The organism is Candidatus Kryptonium thompsonii (genome assembly GCF_001535985.1).
GTDB lineage: Bacteria > Bacteroidota > Ignavibacteria > Kryptoniales > Kryptoniaceae > Kryptonium > Kryptonium thompsonii.
Map to the genome: position 1 here is coordinate 20,317 of NZ_CZVS01000085.1, position 15,376 is coordinate 35,692.

At 37.5% G+C, this 15,376-nt stretch carries 17 protein-coding genes and 1 tRNA gene; 16 read left to right on the forward strand and 2 right to left on the reverse strand.

What is annotated here, in order from left to right; genetic code table 11:
- Positions 1 to 30 precede the first annotated feature (30 nt).
- From AWW78_RS09810 to AWW78_RS09830, 5 genes are all read left to right on the forward strand, one after another.
- Positions 31 to 969, forward strand: a complete 939-nt coding sequence (locus tag AWW78_RS09810; protein ID WP_047133563.1) for a S66 peptidase family protein — start codon at positions 31 to 33, stop codon at positions 967 to 969.
- Complete coding sequence (locus AWW78_RS09815) at positions 950 to 2,788, forward strand: hypothetical protein (RefSeq protein WP_047133564.1); 1,839 nt, start codon at positions 950 to 952, stop codon at positions 2,786 to 2,788. Before AWW78_RS09810 ends, AWW78_RS09815 begins: the two co-directional genes overlap by 20 nt.
- Positions 2,785 to 3,228 carry an ATP-binding protein gene (locus AWW78_RS09820; RefSeq protein ID WP_047133565.1) on the forward strand — a complete coding sequence of 148 codons (444 nt, stop codon included), beginning with the start codon at positions 2,785 to 2,787 and terminating at the stop codon, positions 3,226 to 3,228. The genes AWW78_RS09815 and AWW78_RS09820 overlap by 4 nt, the downstream gene beginning before the upstream one ends.
- A gap of 251 nt (positions 3,229 to 3,479) precedes the next feature.
- Positions 3,480 to 5,120 (forward strand): Rqc2 family fibronectin-binding protein, encoded by a 1,641-nt coding sequence (locus AWW78_RS09825; protein WP_047133566.1) that lies wholly within the window; start codon positions 3,480 to 3,482, stop codon positions 5,118 to 5,120.
- A gap of 32 nt (positions 5,121 to 5,152) precedes the next feature.
- On the forward strand, positions 5,153 to 5,710 hold the full coding sequence (locus tag AWW78_RS09830; RefSeq protein WP_047133567.1) for a flavin reductase family protein: 558 nt from the start codon (positions 5,153 to 5,155) through the stop codon (positions 5,708 to 5,710).
- A 1-nt stretch (position 5,711) separates the two neighbouring features.
- Here the strand turns inward: AWW78_RS09830 and porQ are convergent, their stop codons facing one another.
- On the reverse strand, positions 5,712 to 6,641 hold the full coding sequence (gene porQ / locus AWW78_RS09835) for a type IX secretion system protein PorQ (protein WP_082349238.1): 930 nt from the start codon (positions 6,639 to 6,641) through the stop codon (positions 5,712 to 5,714).
- A gap of 122 nt (positions 6,642 to 6,763) precedes the next feature.
- Here porQ and AWW78_RS09840 point away from each other — a divergent pair.
- From AWW78_RS09840 to AWW78_RS09890, 11 genes are all read left to right on the forward strand, one after another.
- Positions 6,764 to 6,835, forward strand: a tRNA-Gln gene (locus AWW78_RS09840).
- Between the two features lie 89 nt (positions 6,836 to 6,924).
- Positions 6,925 to 7,860, forward strand: a complete 936-nt coding sequence (locus tag AWW78_RS09845; RefSeq protein WP_047133568.1) for a ribose-phosphate diphosphokinase — start codon at positions 6,925 to 6,927, stop codon at positions 7,858 to 7,860.
- 12 nt (positions 7,861 to 7,872) lie between these two features.
- On the forward strand, positions 7,873 to 8,499 hold the full coding sequence (locus AWW78_RS09850) for a 50S ribosomal protein L25 (protein ID WP_047133569.1): 627 nt from the start codon (positions 7,873 to 7,875) through the stop codon (positions 8,497 to 8,499).
- Positions 8,500 to 8,510: 11 nt separating this feature from the next.
- Positions 8,511 to 9,098: an aminoacyl-tRNA hydrolase gene (pth, locus tag AWW78_RS09855; protein WP_047133570.1), complete on the forward strand. Its 588-nt coding sequence runs from the start codon at positions 8,511 to 8,513 to the stop codon at positions 9,096 to 9,098.
- A gap of 66 nt (positions 9,099 to 9,164) precedes the next feature.
- Positions 9,165 to 9,611 carry a 30S ribosomal protein S6 gene (gene rpsF / locus AWW78_RS09860; protein WP_075427010.1) on the forward strand — a complete coding sequence of 149 codons (447 nt, stop codon included), beginning with the start codon at positions 9,165 to 9,167 and terminating at the stop codon, positions 9,609 to 9,611.
- A gap of 58 nt (positions 9,612 to 9,669) precedes the next feature.
- Positions 9,670 to 10,125 (forward strand): single-stranded DNA-binding protein, encoded by a 456-nt coding sequence (locus tag AWW78_RS09865; protein ID WP_047133571.1) that lies wholly within the window; start codon positions 9,670 to 9,672, stop codon positions 10,123 to 10,125.
- Positions 10,126 to 10,152: 27 nt separating this feature from the next.
- Positions 10,153 to 10,401, forward strand: a complete 249-nt coding sequence (gene rpsR, locus AWW78_RS09870) for a 30S ribosomal protein S18 (protein WP_047133572.1) — start codon at positions 10,153 to 10,155, stop codon at positions 10,399 to 10,401.
- A gap of 32 nt (positions 10,402 to 10,433) precedes the next feature.
- Entirely contained in the window at positions 10,434 to 10,901 is a 468-nt protein-coding gene (rplI, locus tag AWW78_RS09875; protein ID WP_047133573.1) for a 50S ribosomal protein L9, read from the forward strand.
- A gap of 74 nt (positions 10,902 to 10,975) precedes the next feature.
- Complete coding sequence (locus AWW78_RS09880; RefSeq protein ID WP_047133574.1) at positions 10,976 to 11,710, forward strand: cytochrome c biogenesis CcdA family protein; 735 nt, start codon at positions 10,976 to 10,978, stop codon at positions 11,708 to 11,710.
- Positions 11,711 to 11,734: 24 nt separating this feature from the next.
- A complete protein-coding gene (locus AWW78_RS09885; RefSeq protein ID WP_047133575.1) occupies positions 11,735 to 13,474 on the forward strand; it encodes a 2-oxoacid:acceptor oxidoreductase subunit alpha in 1,740 nt (579 codons plus the stop codon).
- Positions 13,471 to 14,352, forward strand: coding sequence for a 2-oxoacid:ferredoxin oxidoreductase subunit beta (locus AWW78_RS09890; RefSeq protein ID WP_234697935.1), 882 nt, complete (start codon positions 13,471 to 13,473; stop codon positions 14,350 to 14,352). The genes AWW78_RS09885 and AWW78_RS09890 overlap by 4 nt, the downstream gene beginning before the upstream one ends.
- Before the next feature lie 44 nt (positions 14,353 to 14,396).
- On the opposite strand, the gene AWW78_RS09895 is transcribed toward AWW78_RS09890, so the two are convergent.
- Positions 14,397 to 15,365 carry an aldo/keto reductase gene (locus AWW78_RS09895; RefSeq protein WP_047133576.1) on the reverse strand — a complete coding sequence of 323 codons (969 nt, stop codon included), beginning with the start codon at positions 15,363 to 15,365 and terminating at the stop codon, positions 14,397 to 14,399.
- Positions 15,366 to 15,376 lie beyond the last annotated feature (11 nt).

Consider the following 15,376-nt stretch of genomic DNA (forward strand, 5'->3'; position numbering starts at 1 on the left):
GCAAATTTTTAAATTAAAAAATGGTAAAAGTTGAGAAAATTAAAACCACCCGCTTTAAAGAAAGGAGACTTGATTGGGATCGTCTCGCCAGCAAGTTCTCCTGATGATTTTTCAAGAATTGAGAGGGGAGTGGCATATCTTGAAAGCTTAGGTTACAAGGTTAAGTTGGGCAAGTATGTTTATAAACGATTAGGCTATCTTTCAGCAAGCGATGATGAAAGGGCTGAAGATTTAAACCAAATGTTTGCAGATCCGCAGGTTCGTGCGATAATTTGCGTAAGAGGAGGCTATGGAACTCCAAGAATACTTGACAAAATCGACTATGGGATAATAAAGAGAAATCCTAAAATTTTTGTCGGATATAGCGATATCACGGCTCTTCAACTTGCGATTTTCAAAAAGACTGGACTGATAACTTTCTCTGGTCCGATGCTTGCCGTTGATATTTATTCAAATTTTGACGCTTATTCTGAGGAATTTTTCTGGATGATTTTAACTTCAAAGGCAAGGGGGATAGAAATAAAGAATCCAGATGGAGTAGATATATCCGTCTTGAATCATGGCAAGGCTGCAGGGACATTGTTGGGTGGTAATTTATCTTTGCTCGCTTCAATAGTTGGAACAAGGTTTCAACCAGATTTTAATGATTCGATACTTGTAGCTGAGGACATAGGTGAGGAGCCATATAGAATTGATAGATACTTTGCACAGTTGAAAAACGCTGGCATACTTAATAAAATCAGTGGATGTATCCTTGGTCAATTTACTGATTGTGTTCCAAAAGAGCCTGAAAAGAGTTTAACACTTGAGCAGATCTTTCAAGATTATTTGGGAAAACTTAAGATTCCTGTCATATCAAATTTAAGTTACGGTCATATCCCCAAAAAGGTAACTCTTCCGATCGGGGCGAGGGTAAAAATTGACACAAAGAGAGGGGCGATAACCATAGTTGAACAGGTTTTATCTTAAAATAATAATTTTTGTCGCTTCAACCATATCCTTGATGTCGCAAAACTCACTTGAATTCAAAATCGCGCGTGAGCTATCAAATTTTTATTGGAACGGGTTTTTCAATTTTTCTATATCGAAAAATTCATTTGAGCTCTACATTTATGAAAAATTTTCTGAAATGGTGGTGAAAACTGATAGAAAATTCATCCGCGATGACAATGATTTTAAATTTAAATTTTACAAAGGCATAAACCAGCGATTTAAAACTGCCTTTGTTATTAATTCTATTTCATTTTCTGACGAGAAACTTTCGGGATTCAGCAAGGCATCGACGAATGAAATTTTAACTGGTGCGAAATTTTATCCTTTCGCGAAATTTGGTTTTTCTTTTTTAGGTGGATATAAAATTGACAACCAAATGGGGCAAAGAGATAAGGGCTGGATTTACCAAATTTCTTCAGATACAGCAGAATTGTTAATTTCGAACTATCATTTAAAAACAAATTTGAATCATTCTGAGGATTTCATAGCTCCAAGAAAAAATGTTGTGTCTGCGTTGAATTTAATGTTATGGAGAAGCTTTGCGCCAGAAGTTGAAAGCAGGGTTGAATTTCTTGCGAAACGCATAAAACGAGATTTTTATTTTTATGCCGATACAAATTTGCAGAAGATTTATAATGTTAATTTCAATCTTGAAGGCAGAGATGAGAGAACTGTATCGGGACTTCTAATTCTGGGCTACCCACTGTCAAATAGCTTGATATTTAATGTTAACTTTGCTCTTAATGGCAGAAACATAGATAAGCGAATTCGCTATAAAACCACTTCACTTTACGACTCAGAGATAGAAGAGTTTAACCTCATCACAGGTGCAGATTTATCTTATGAGACAAGAAGGTTAAAATTGAGATTGGGAATAAATTATTCAGAGCGTAATGAGGTTCACACACCGCAGAGGCATGAGTTGATAACCGAAAGCGTATTTTTTAGGATAAAACAAAATGAAGAGCAGAAGAACAATAAAAGTTTAAGGAGAATTATAAATGGTGATATCTCTTTTAATGTTTCGGAGGACTTAACATTGGGTGGCATGTTTTATATTTCGCTTTTCAGATATGATACGCCGAGCAGTTTAAACGATGACGATAGGGATGAGCTTTTGCAAATTTTCAGGATTTTTTTAAAGATGAGATTTTCAAATGAAATTCAAGTTGAACTTCCCCTTGATCTAAATAGTCAACATCTGGTTTACATTTTTTCAACGAGGAGTGTTAACAATAACTGGAATAGGATATTAAGGTTTGCACCTTCTGTTATTTTTGAAAGTGGACATGTGAGAAATAAAGCGAGTTTTTCCGTGCTTGCAAATTATATCGTTTATGACTTTGAAAGCGTCGCATCAAGTGTTAAAAGTTATGTTTTTAGGCAGTTTTATTTAAACGATTCAATTTTATTTCCGATCTTTGATAAATTAAATTTTGAAGGTAGCTTTCAATTAACTTTTTCGGAGAGCGGAAGGTTGAAATGGAAAGAGTTTAAGGAAAAGCCAGCTCTTTTTATAAGTATAGGTGAATATAACCTTAGGTTAAACTATGCGTTAAACAATATGACAAGATTTTCAGTTGGTTATCGGTTCTTCGATGAGAAAAGATATAAGTTTGTTGGGCTTGACAAAGTTTTGGATTCGAGGATAACGGCGACTGGTCCAACATCCAAAGTTGAGTTTGAAAGTGGAAAATTTAAATTAAATTTTGAAGGATGGGTTGAAAGATTAAAGCTTGGGGGTAAAGTAAACAGTTTGCCAAATTTGAATTTAAATTTAACGATTAACTTATGAAAAAAACGGCTTCAATAAAACCGAAGATTGAGCTTGCGGAGTTTCCATCTAAGGATTCTTCACTGAAAAAATTTGAGAGATTCTTTGAGGGTTTGAGGAGAAAATATAAGATTTCCGATGATGATTACCATAGAATTTATCTCGCTTCAAGTGAGGCATTTATAAATGCGATTGTTCATGGCAATAAGCGTGATCCAAATAAGAAAGTAAGGGTTAAATTTAAGGTTTTTAAAAGAAGTTTTGAGATAGAGATACAAGATGAGGGGGAAGGATTTACACCTGAGGGGGTTCCAGATCCGACGGTTGATGAGAATTTGCTAAAGGAATCTGGGCGTGGGGTTTTCATTATGCAGGCTTTTGCAGATGTGGTAAAATTTCACAAAACGAAATCAGGTATGAAAGTTATAATCAAAATAAAAAAGCGATCGAGCGCCCTTTGAAAAGGGTCGCCCGATCGCCAACGGAGGTGCTACGGCGGGCGTTAAAGTTCTAAAAGAACGGGGAATTATGCTAAAGGTGCCAATCTTGAGGTGCTTCTTTTAGGTGCTTATTAAGGTGCGTCTTCATTTATAGAAAAATGCAAATATCGTGCCAAAAAAATCTTTTAATCCTTTAAAATTTTCAATAAATTTTAATCAGCATGTTTAACAAATTGTCATAATTTTAGACACAAAAGTGACAAGTTTGGCAAATGCTCACAAACTATCATACATTGAAAGCTCTGGTTCAAAAAATCAAACCTAATCTTGAAGGCTCCGTTATAGTTGAGGCGTTCACGCAGGAAAAGGACACGCTCCACATAACCTTGGGTAAGGGGGATAATCTTTTCACAATTGAGCTTAATGCAACTGGACAAGGGTATATGTTTTTACGCCAAAAGGTTGAAAGGGCAAGAAAAAATTCACTTGATATTTTCCCAGAGATTTGGGGTGATGAGATAGTTGATGCACAGATTCATAAGGCGGATAGGGTGATAGAAATTTTTCTTTCATCGGGGAAGAAACTTTTTCTGCAATTTTTCACGGGCAAAGTTAATTTCTTTCTCACTACCGATAAAAACGAGGTAATCTCGTCGTTTAAAAATCCAAGGGAAAATATAGGTAAGAGAATTGAGTATGAAAATTCTGAATCAAATTACAAGGCGATGGTAAACAACTTTGAACTTTTAAAGAAGGCATGGGAAAGTTTAAATATTGAAGATCCTGTGCGACGACTCGTCAAGGCAGTTAATACAATTGATATGTTGATGGCGAGGGAAATCTTGCACAGAAGTGGCGATGGCGATATTGAAAAAATTTGGGTTTGTTTAGGTGAAATTGATAAAGAACTTGAGGATCCGTTACCACGGATTTATTATGATGGGAGTTTTCCAAAATATTTTTCAATAATTGAATTGACACATTTAAATCTTAAAAAAGTTGAGTTCGAGGATATTAATGAAGCGATAAGAAAATTCGTCATCGAGACGAAGATAAATAAAAGCTTCTATGACGAGAAAAAGTCGATCTTGGATAAACTTAAACATTTGCTCAACAAGGCGGAGCGAACGGTTGAAAAAATTAAAGAGGAAATTGCTACGAATCAAAGGGCAGAAATGTATGAAATTTATGGCTCGATATTGATGGCAAATTTGAACGCCTTGCACAAGGGGATGGAGGAAGTTGAACTTTTAAACATCTTTTCCGAAGGTGGGGAGAAGATAAAAATTAAGCTTGATCCTTCATTATCACCAGTTGAAAATGCAGAAAGATATTTTGAGAAAGCAAAAAGGACAAAGGCATCACTTAAAATCGCAAGAGAGAGATTGGAAAGGTTGGAAGTTAACATAGAAAAATTAAAGGAGTTGATTAATAAGCTTGACGAAACCGATAGCTTTGAAGATTTGAAAAAATTCAAGATGGATAACTTGGCTGATCTTAAAATGTTTGGAATCATAAAAGACAAGGTCGCTGAAAAAATCGGCGATAAATTTAGAAGATTTATCGTTGATGGTGGTTTTGAGGTATGGGTTGGGAAGGATGCGAAAAGCAATGATTTGTTAACTTTGAAATTTGCGGATAAAGAAGATATGTGGTTCCATGCTCGGGGAGTTCGAGGTGCACATGTAGTTTTAAAAACAGGCAGAAGACAACCAAGCAAAAAAGCGATTGAGCAGGCTGGTAGCATCGCAGCATATTTTAGTGATGCGAGGACATCTTCCCTTGTCCCAGTTGTGGTCACGAAGCGAAAATATGTGAGAAAACCGAAGGGAGCACCTGAGGGGAGCGTCATCGTTGAACGGGAAGAGGTTATAATGGTTGAACCTAAATTACCGTTTGAGGAGATAGAATAAAAGCACATTTTAAAATAAAGCTTTTACAAACCATGAAAAGGGAAATTTCACTTGATAAGGCAAATCGTCTACTGAACATTGGTGGGGTGGTCTTAATAACTGCTAAATTTGGGGATAGGGATAATGTCACACCTGTCGCTTGGAATGTTCCAGTGAGCAAAGAGCCAGCTCTCGTTGCCGTTGCAATTGCACCTGAAAGATTTATTTATGAGTTGATCGAAAAAAGCAAAGAATTTGCCATCAACCTTCCAACACTTAAAATTTTAAAGGAGGTTTATTTTTGTGGGAAAAATTCGGGTCGAGATGTAGATAAGTTTGAAAGGACAAAATTAACAAGGGAGAAAGCAAAATTTATTTCGGCACCTCTGATAAAGGAATGTATTGCAAATATTGAATGCAAGGTTGAAAGTATTTATCCAGCGGGTGACCATAATTTAATTATTGGGAAAGTTCTAAGGGCAATCGTTGAGGAGAAGTTGTTCGACGATCATCTAAAAGTAAATCTTGAAGAGGCTAAGACGATACATCATCTTGGTGGAAGTTTATTTACAGTCCCTGAGAAGATAATTGATGTGAAGAAAATCGCATAAATTAAATTTTGATAGTTAAACCTATTTGATGTAATGAGGCGATTTTACCAAGCGATATCAGGGAATAATCGAATCTATAGTTTTGAATTTTTAAGCCAATTCCAAATGAGAAGCCAGTTAAATCAAGCGCAGGGGTGATTTTCATCTCCCTTCTTCTTTCATTATTGTATCCGAACCTAAAATCGATATTTTCCGAAATGTTAAATTCACCGCCGATTGTAAAGTTTTTAAATTTATCTTGAATTTTTTGCGTTGGTTCGTTTATTTTGCTTAAGCCAATGTTCAGCAGAAGTGGCAGGTGTTCGAGTTTTTTGGAAATGGCGAATTTGACTTCAAATGGTAGATTTTCTTTAAGTGAGATGTAGCTGTTAAGCTGGGTTCCGATGTTGTTTAATGTAAGTGAGATATTTAGATTTTTTTCTTCGATGACATACATCCCGCCGATATCGATCGCAACCGCAATTGATCGGGCGCCAGCAATTGATGAATAAATTAATTTAGAACTTATGCCGTATTTTAATCTTTCATATTCCCTTGAAAATCCGCCTATGATTGCAATTTCGCCAGCTGAAAATGAACCAAGTTGGTTCCCGTAACGATCCGTTTGGTTAAAGTTGCCATAGTTTATGTAAATAAATCCAATTCCAATGTTTCCCAAATTTTTTAAGTTTAATGTGTAAACACCGTAACCGAGATTTATATCAATGAGATGTTTAAAAAAACCAACGCTCGCATACGAATTTTTTAGTGTGGATAAACCCGCTGGATTATAAAACAAAAGTGTTGGGTCATCAACCATAGCAATGAAATTTCCCCCAAGAGCAGAGGCTCTGGGACTTACATCAAGTCGTAGAAATTCATAAGTCGAGTTTCCACCTGCAATTAAAAGCGAAAAGTTTAAAATTATCAGGATCAAAGTATATCTAATCACGGCGATTTCAAGTTTATTTTGTCTCTTGAAAGATAGCAAATAAATTTTTAAAGGGCAAACAGTTAGATTTGAAAAATTATTTTTTCCTTATTAAATTATTATTGCCTTGATGTGGCTCTTTCTGGGGCGTCGCCAAGCGGTAAGGCAGCGGTCTTTGGAGCCGCCATTCGGAGGTTCGAATCCTCCCGCCCCAGCTGAAATTTTTTATGTTTGGTTAATTTGTAAGTTTTTTTTATCTTTAACGTTGACTTGATGAGCGATGAAAAAGTAATAAATAGTGTGAATGAGTCAGCTTAAGATTTTTTCTGGTAGGGCGAGTAGAGGACTTGCTGAAAAAATAGCTGAGGAAATAGGAGAACCGCTTGGCCAATGTGAGATACGGAATTTTAAAGATGGCGAGATTTGGGTCAAGTATCTTGAGAATATTCGTGGAAATGATGTATTTATTATCCAGTCAACTTTCCCCCCATCAGATAATCTGATGGAGCTTTTGATAATGATTGATGCTGCCAAGAGAGCATCGGCACGCAGGATTACTGCAGTTATACCTTATTTTGGCTATGCAAGGCAAGATAGGAAGGATCAACCGCGAGTCCCGATAACATCAAAGCTTGTTGCAAACTTGATAACTGTTGCGGGTGCGGATAGGGTTTTAACTATGGATTTGCATGCTCCCCAGATTCAGGGTTTTTTTGATATTCCTTTTGACCATCTTTATTCGGCTGTTGTGCTTGTCCCTGCGATAAGAGAGATGATCAACGAAGAATTTGTCGTTGTTTCGCCTGATATCGGTGGTGTAAAGTTCGCGCGAGGGTATGCCAAAAGATTAAATGCGGAGCTTATCTTGATCGACAAAAGAAGACTACGCGCTAATGAATCAGTAGTTGTGAATGTTGTTGGGGAAGTGAAAGGAAAGACAATAATAATAGTCGATGATATAATTGATACCGCTGGGACATTTATAAATGCTGTAGATGCTTTACTTGAGAGAGGTGCGAAAAAAATTTACGGTGCTTGCACGCATCCGATTTTATCTGGTGATGCGATTGATCGAATAGAAAATGCACCTGTTGAGAAAATTCTTGTGACAGATACAGTTCCACTTAAGAGGCAATCGCCAAAAATTGAAGTTCGCTCCGTTGCAAAGATTTTTGCGGAAGCGATAAAAAGAATTCATTGTAACGAATCACTGAGTGTTTTGTTTGAAATTGAAAACTAAAGAATTTTAAATATGACTGAAATAGTTTTGAATGCAGAGATAAGGAAGACTGGAAAGAGCGCTTCTAATCGTTTAAGAATGATGGGCAAAGTTCCAGGAATTTATTATGCCCCTGGCGATGAACCTTTGCCAATAGCAGTGAAAGAATCTGAATTAAAAAATTTGATCTATACTACGGAGGCGCATATAGTCAAGTTAAAACTTGGAGATGGTAAAGAATTCAAGTGCGTTTTAAAAGAAGTTGAATTTGATCCTGTAACTGATAAACCAATTCATTTTGATCTTTACGGCTTAAAGGCTGGCGCAAAAATCACGCTTGAGGTGCCGATCGTACTTGTTGGTAAAGCCCCAGGTGTTGAGAAAGGCGGAATTATTGAGCACTTGCTTCATACAGTTGAGGTTGAATGTTTAAGCGATGCAATCCCTGAGCATATAGAAGTTGATATAAGTAATCTTGATATCGGTGATTCAATTCATGTGCGTGATTTGAATGTGCCAGGAGTCAAGATTCTTGAGAATGAGCTTGCGGTTGTTGTTGCGGTTGTGCCACCGAGAGGTATTGAGCTCGAGGCAGAGGCTGAGGCAAAACCAGCAGAGGAAGCCCAGCCTTCAGCACCATCTAAGCCTGAATCTGAGTAATTTATATAAAAATGATTGCTATATTTGGACTTGGAAATCCTGGGAGTGAATACGAAATGACAAGGCATAATGTCGGATTTATGGTGGTTGATGCGATCGCAAAAAATCTTAAGATTGATTTTAAACATGGAAAAGGTGAGTATGTGATTGGTTCGGGAAAGTATAAGGGTAGAGAGATTTTGCTTGTCAAGCCGTTGACATATATGAACAACAGTGGAGTAGCCGTGAAAGATGTAGTTGAACAATTTAAAATCGATGTTAAAGATATTTGGGTTATATGTGATGATTTAAATTTACCGCTTGGGATGATAAGGATTAGGCAGAAAGGAAGCGATGGGGGACACAATGGGCTTTATTCAATAATTTATCATTTGAAGACAATTGAGTTCCCAAGGCTGAGGTGTGGCATAGGGAATCCTGAGAAGATGCAAAATATGGTTGATTTCGTCCTTTCAAAATTTGATGATGATGAAATTGAAAAAGTAAATGATATGATAGATCGAGCGGTTGAAGCAACATTTTGTTTTATCAGTGATGGGATTCTAACGGCAATGAATAGGTTTAATAAAAAAGTAATGACTGGAAACAAAACTCCATGATCTGGGCAATGCTTCCCAGCTCCGAAAAATTTTTTAAAAATAAAAGACCGAATGGAGGTTAATTTAATGGCGAGAAAAATTCCTAAAAACATGTTGTCAAGAAGATGGTACGAGACAACATTTTTAATTAATGCTTCGCTTGATGATCCAATAATTGAGCAGATCATCAAGAAATATGAAAATTTTATTAAGGATCGTGGTGGCGAGATAATTTTAATGGAGAGGTGGGGAAGAAGAAGGCTTGCGTATCCGATAAACAAAAAGAATAGCGCTTTTTATGTTTACTTTGAATACTTTGCTCCGCCAACGATAGTAAGTGAGCTTGAGAGAGCTTTTCAGCTTGATGAGAATATAATGAGATATCTCACGGTTGTTGTTACTAAGAAAGCTTTGAAAGCGAAAGAGCAAGAGAAAAGGCGTGGAAGAATTACAATTGAACATCTTGGGCTTAGTAATGTTGAATCAATTGCACAGACCGAAGAAGAAAGTTTTGAAGAGGATGAAGAAGAATAGAGTTTCCTTTTTCTGTTTAAAAAATATGTTAAAACTTAAATGATGGAGGGAACGATCTATGGCTAAAGAATTCAAAATGCCTGAGCTGAATAGTGTTGTCATAGTTGGAAATTTAACTAAAGATCCGGTGTTTCGCCAAACAATGAGAGGGACACCGGTTGTTAATTTCACCATTGCATCAAATCGCAGATTTCGTGATAGCAAAAGGCAGTGGAAAGAAGATGTCTGTTTCGTTGGCGTTGTTGCGTGGAACAAGCTTGCTGAGTCTTGTAGAGGTAGGTTGAAAAAATCAAGCGCTGTTCTTGTTGAGGGTGAATTGCAAAGTCGAAATCTTAAAACAGCTGATGGAAGGACGAGAACAGTTGTTGAGATCAAAGCAAGGAGAATTCAATTTCTCGATAGGAGGGCACCCGTTTCTGGGAATGCGGGAGAGCAATCACAGTCTTCTTCTTCCCAAGGTCAGCAGTCGGACGCTTTGAACAAATATCTTTCAAATGAAGAACCAAAAATTTAAACAAAAATAAATTTAACTTGAGGTGTCATGGTTGAGAGCGAAGAAAAAGTATTACGCTTAAGAAAGAAAAAGATATGTAGATTTTGCGAAGCTGGCGAGATATACATCGATTATAAAGATGAGAAAAAGCTTGGAAAATTTTTAACTGAACAAGGTAAGATAATTCCACGCAGGGTGAGTGGTAACTGTGCGATGCATCAGCGTCAGTTGACCAGAGCTATTAAGCGAGCTAGACATCTTGCTTTGCTTCCATTTGTTGCTGAGGCAGTGAAGTAATTTGAACAAAATTTAAATTGGAGAGGGAATAGATGAAGGTTATATTGCGTCAGAATTTTGAAAATCTTGGGAAATTTGGAGATATAGTTGAGGTAAAAGATGGTTACGCAAGGAATTTCTTAATTCCGCGTGGTATAGCTCTTCCTGCTACGCCAGGAAATATAAAAATGGTTGAAACCGAGAAGAAGCAAAAAGCATTTAAGCTTGAAAGAGAAAGATTGTCGGCTCAGAAGCTAGCTGAAGAACTTGCAAAGGTTGAGATTACGATCCCGATGAGAGCTGGAGAAAATGAACGTTTGTTTGGTTCTGTGACCGCTCAAATGATTGCGGATGAACTCAGAAAGCTTGGATTTGAAATCGATAGACGGAAGATTTTACTTGATGAGCCGATAAAAATGCTTGGGAAATATGAAATTCCGGTAAAACTTCATCCTGAGGTTAATGCTAAAATTAATCTTAATGTCGTCCAGGCTGAAGAGGAAAAGGATACCAAAAACTAAATTAACTAATTTTGCTGATCCCGACCTTTTGGGTCGGGTTTTTTTATCTTAAAAATTTTTAAATGAGGTTCGAAATGGAAAGCGTTGGTTTATTTACGGCGTTTTTGTTTGGGGTTTTGTCTTTTCTTTCCCCATGTGTTCTTCCTCTTGTGCCGGGGTATATTTCCTTTATCTCAGGACTTTCGTTTGAGGAGTTGAAAGATTCGGAAAATGCGAGAAAATTTTTAATAAAAACTTTTCTAAGTTCTGCGTTTTTTGTGCTTGGTTTTTCTGTTGTTTTTGTTTCACTTGGTGCTTCGGCGACCGCTGTTGGAAAGTTTTTATCAGATAATATGAATGTGATTTCAAAAGTCGCTGGAGTTATAATAGTTTTGTTCGGTTTACATATGACTGGGATTTTTAAGATAAAGTTTTTGAATTACGAAGCAAAATTGAGGACGCAGGGTAAACCGCTTGGGTTAATTGGAGCTTTCGTCGTTGGCTTTGCTTTTGCATTTGGATGGACTCCGTGTATTGGACCAGTGCTTGCAACGATTCTTGTGCTTGCATCGCAGCAAGAGACGGTAAAGCAGGGAATTTTATTGCTTTCAGTTTATTCGCTTGGGCTTGGAATTCCATTTATAGTGACAAGTTTGAGCGTTAACTTATTTTTCAAATGGTTTTCGAAGGTAAGGAAACATTTAAATCTAGTAGAAATTGTAAGCGGTGTGATTTTAATTTTGCTTGGAATTTTAATTTTTACGAATTCACTCGGGATTGTTTCAGCTTACATTATGAAACTTTTTCCATTTTTAGCCAATTTTTCTTAAAAACAAAAGAACCTTTAGCGAAAAATGTCAGTAAATTCTAAATTAAACGATGTTGTAGTAAGAATTGGTGGTGAAGGTGGAGAAGGTGTGATGAGCGCTGGGGAGATATTGACTTATTCTGCAGCGAGATCGTCATATCGTGTTTTTACATTTAGAACCTTCCCTGCGGAGATTAAGGGTGGGCTTGCGATGTATCAACTTCGTGTAAGCCCAAATGATATTTATTCAATGGGAGACAAGCTAAACATTTTGATGGCTTTTAATCAAGAGGCATTTGATAACTATGCCTCTGCTCTTGCAGATGATGGCGTTTTATTTTATGATCCAGCGGAGTGTAAGCCACCTGAGAACTTTACAAAGAAAAAGTATGAAGTACCGCTTAAGGAGCTTGCGATGTCAGCAGGTACGCATCTTGCAAAAAATATGGTTGCAACTGGATTTTTAACTGCGGTGCTTGGTATTCCGCCGGAAAAATCGGAATATCAAATTGTTGATAAGTTCAAGCGCAAGGGTGAAAAAATCCTTGAACAGAACTTAACAGCCTTTAGAAGCGGAATCGAATATGCAAATAGATATCTTGATGAGTTAAGCAGATTTCGTCTTGGGGAACCTAAAAAGAGAGAAAATAGGGTAATCCTTTCGGGAAATCAAGCTATTGGTTTTGGAGCGATAGCAGCGGGTTGTAAAGTTGCGGTCGGTTATCCAATTACGCCGGCTTCCCCAATTCTTGAATTTCTTGCAAGATATCTTCCGAGATTCGGTGGCAAGGTGATTCAGAACGAGGACGAAATATCTGCTCTTGCGACATGCGTGGGTGCTTCATACGCAGGTGTTAAAGTTATGACACCAACATCTGGTCCAGGGCTTGCTTTAATGACTGAGCTTGTGACATATGCATCAATGGCTGAATTACCCGTTGTGATAGTCGATGTTCAACGGGCTGGACCTTCAACTGGGATGCCAAGTAAAACTGAACAAACTGACCTTTATCACGCTGTATTTGGTGGTCCAGGTGAAGCTCCAAGAATTGTTATCGCTCCAGCAAATGTCAGTGATTGTTTTTATGAGACGATTAGAGCTTTTAATCTTGCCGAAGAATATCAGATGCCTGTTATACTACTTTCAGATCAAGTTCTTGCTTATCAAACAGAAGCTATCCCAAAGCCAGACATTAACTCAGTAAAAATTGTGAATAGAATTGAGCCTGATTACGAACACCAAAATGATTCATATCTTCGTTATAAAATAACTGAAACTGGACTTGCTCCGATAGCGATACCTGGACATCCTGGTTTTGAGTATATAGCGCCGGGACTTGAGCATAATGAGCGCGGAAATCCAAATTACACGCCGAAGGTTCATACCGAGATGCAAAAGAAAAGATTTAAAAAACTTGAAACATTGATTCAAGTGCTTGAAAACGAGGATAGTGATTACTATAAAGTTGATGGAGCTAAAATATTGATTGTTTCTTGGGGTTCAACTTATGGGGCTATAAGAGAAGCGATTGCGAAAGCGGAGATGGATGGGATAAAGGTCAGTCATTATCATCCGAGAATTTTAAATCCGTTGCCAAGGAAAAAGATTAAAGAAATTATCCAAAGCTACGATAAAGTTATCGTCGTTGAACAAAATTATCATGGTCAATTTGCAAATATATTGAGAACATTTGTTGATTACAATCCGATAAAAGTTAACAATTATGGTGGTGTTCCTTTCACATCTGAGGAAATTTACAATAAAATAATAGAGGTGTCAAAATGAGCGAGGTAATGGAAAAAATAAAGCAGGCAAAAGTCGAATATAAAAGTGAAGTTAAGCCAACATGGTGTCCAGGTTGTGGTGATTATGGAGTGCTTGCAGCTTTTATAAGGGCACTTGGGGAGTTAAAAATTCCGACTCATAAGTTAAGCATTGTTTCAGGGATTGGTTGTTCAAGCAGATTCCCGCACTTTGTGAGGGGTTACAATCTTCACACAGTCCATGGAAGGGCTTTGCCCGTTGCGCTTGGTGTGAAGATTGCAAATCCAGAATTAGAAGTTTTTGTTGTAGGTGGAGATGGGGATGGTTTTGCCATTGGGGGTGGACATATCCCGCACATAGCAAGAAGAAATCCTGATATAGTTTACATAATTCTTGATAACGCAATCTATGGTTTAACCAAGGGTCAGGTTTCCCCAACTTCAACCTTGACAATGACAACCACAACGACACCTTATGGTGCTCTTGAAATGCCAATTAATCCGGTTATGCTTCTTCTTGCCTATGGTGCTACCTTCGTTGCCCGTGGATTTTCTTCAAACACCAAGCAATTGACTCAACTGATTATCGAAGCGACAAAACATAAAGGCTTTGCGGCAGTTCATGTTATATCTCCATGCCCAACTTTCAATATGGAAATCACATTTGATTTTGTTCGGGAAAGAGTTGTCGAAATTCCGCCTGAGCATGACCCAACAAATAAGTTGAAGGCGTTTGAACTTGCAATGTCTCAGGACAAGATTTACACTGGGATATTTTATCGTGAGGAGCGACCAACATTTGAGGATAACCTTCAAAAGATTGTATCTAAGTTTGATGGCGTGATTGACGAATCAGTTAAGAAAGAAAGATTGGAAAAATTGTTTGATCAGTTTGCATAATTGATCAACCCCCTCTGTAAAGAGGGGGTTTTTAATTTTTTGTCTCACCGATAGAAATTTCTCACCCATCTATGTTTTCTCAGCTCGAACAACATTTTTTGGGAAAGTTTTCTTCCATCTGAAACTTTTACATTTTCCTCAACATGTTGAACTTTTCTCATCCCAGGAATAACGGTTGAAACTGCTTCATGGCTTAGGCAAAATCTTAGAGCAAGCTCACTTAGAGTCTGTGCTTCGTTCCCGAGAAGTTTTTCGAGTTTTTTCACCCTTTCCCATACCTGTTGTTTTCTATCATCTCTGAAATATCTATTTCTCCAGTCTCCATCTGGAAATTTTGTCTCTGGTGTTATCTTTCCTGTCAAGCTTCCTTCATCAAATGGGACTCTAACGATCACCCCAATGTTGTATTGCATGCAAATTGGAAAGAGTTCATCTTCTGGAGATTGATCGAAGATGTTGTAGATTACCTGAACGGTATCAACCCTGCCTGTTTTTATAAGTTCAATTGCATTCCATGGTTCGTGGTCGTTTATTGAAACGCCGAAAAATCTTATCTTGCCTTCTTCTTTCAATTTTTGTATAGCCTCCCACCATTCATCCATCCTTGCCCATTCATCATTCCAGACATGAAATTGCTGAAGATCGATTGCATCAACGCCGAGGTTTTTTAAACTTTGTTCTGTTGATTTTATGATATGTTCATAAGGGAAAACTTCTCTAAGTGGAGTTCCTTTTAAAGCTGGCCAAACCATATTTTTAGGGGGTATTTTAGTCGCCACATAAACATTTTCTCTCGTTTCCTTTAAAACTTTTCCGATCAACCTTTCGCTATGTCCATCGCCATAAACAAGCGCAGTATCAATGAAGTTAACACCAAGTTCAATTGCTCTGTGCAAAGCTTTTATCGATTCTTCATCGTTTGAATCCGCCCACATCTTCCCTCCAATTCCCCAACTTCCAAATCCAATTTCAGATACTTGAAGACCTGTTCTGCCAAGGATACGATATTGCATCGCTTTCTTCT

Bases quoted from the DNA above. Each gene is read 5' to 3' on its own strand.
- pth (WP_047133570.1), top strand. From the start codon at position 8,511: ATGATTGCTATATTTGGACTTGGAAATCCTGGGAGTGAATACGAAATG.
- AWW78_RS09825 (WP_047133566.1), top strand. From the start codon at position 3,480: ATGCTCACAAACTATCATACATTGAAAGCTCTGGTTCAAAAAATCAAA.
- AWW78_RS09850 (WP_047133569.1), top strand. From the start codon at position 7,873: ATGACTGAAATAGTTTTGAATGCAGAGATAAGGAAGACTGGAAAGAGC.
- AWW78_RS09895 (WP_047133576.1), bottom strand. From the start codon at position 15,365: ATGCAATATCGTATCCTTGGCAGAACAGGTCTTCAAGTATCTGAAATT.
- AWW78_RS09820 (WP_047133565.1), top strand. From the start codon at position 2,785: ATGAAAAAAACGGCTTCAATAAAACCGAAGATTGAGCTTGCGGAGTTT.
- AWW78_RS09865 (WP_047133571.1), top strand. From the start codon at position 9,670: ATGGCTAAAGAATTCAAAATGCCTGAGCTGAATAGTGTTGTCATAGTT.
- AWW78_RS09890 (WP_234697935.1), top strand. From the start codon at position 13,471: ATGAGCGAGGTAATGGAAAAAATAAAGCAGGCAAAAGTCGAATATAAA.
- rpsR (WP_047133572.1), top strand. From the start codon at position 10,153: ATGGTTGAGAGCGAAGAAAAAGTATTACGCTTAAGAAAGAAAAAGATA.
- AWW78_RS09880 (WP_047133574.1), top strand. From the start codon at position 10,976: ATGGAAAGCGTTGGTTTATTTACGGCGTTTTTGTTTGGGGTTTTGTCT.
- AWW78_RS09845 (WP_047133568.1), top strand. From the start codon at position 6,925: ATGAGTCAGCTTAAGATTTTTTCTGGTAGGGCGAGTAGAGGACTTGCT.
- AWW78_RS09885 (WP_047133575.1), top strand. From the start codon at position 11,735: ATGTCAGTAAATTCTAAATTAAACGATGTTGTAGTAAGAATTGGTGGT.
- rplI (WP_047133573.1), top strand. From the start codon at position 10,434: ATGAAGGTTATATTGCGTCAGAATTTTGAAAATCTTGGGAAATTTGGA.
- AWW78_RS09830 (WP_047133567.1), top strand. From the start codon at position 5,153: ATGAAAAGGGAAATTTCACTTGATAAGGCAAATCGTCTACTGAACATT.
- rpsF (WP_075427010.1), top strand. From the start codon at position 9,165: ATGGCGAGAAAAATTCCTAAAAACATGTTGTCAAGAAGATGGTACGAG.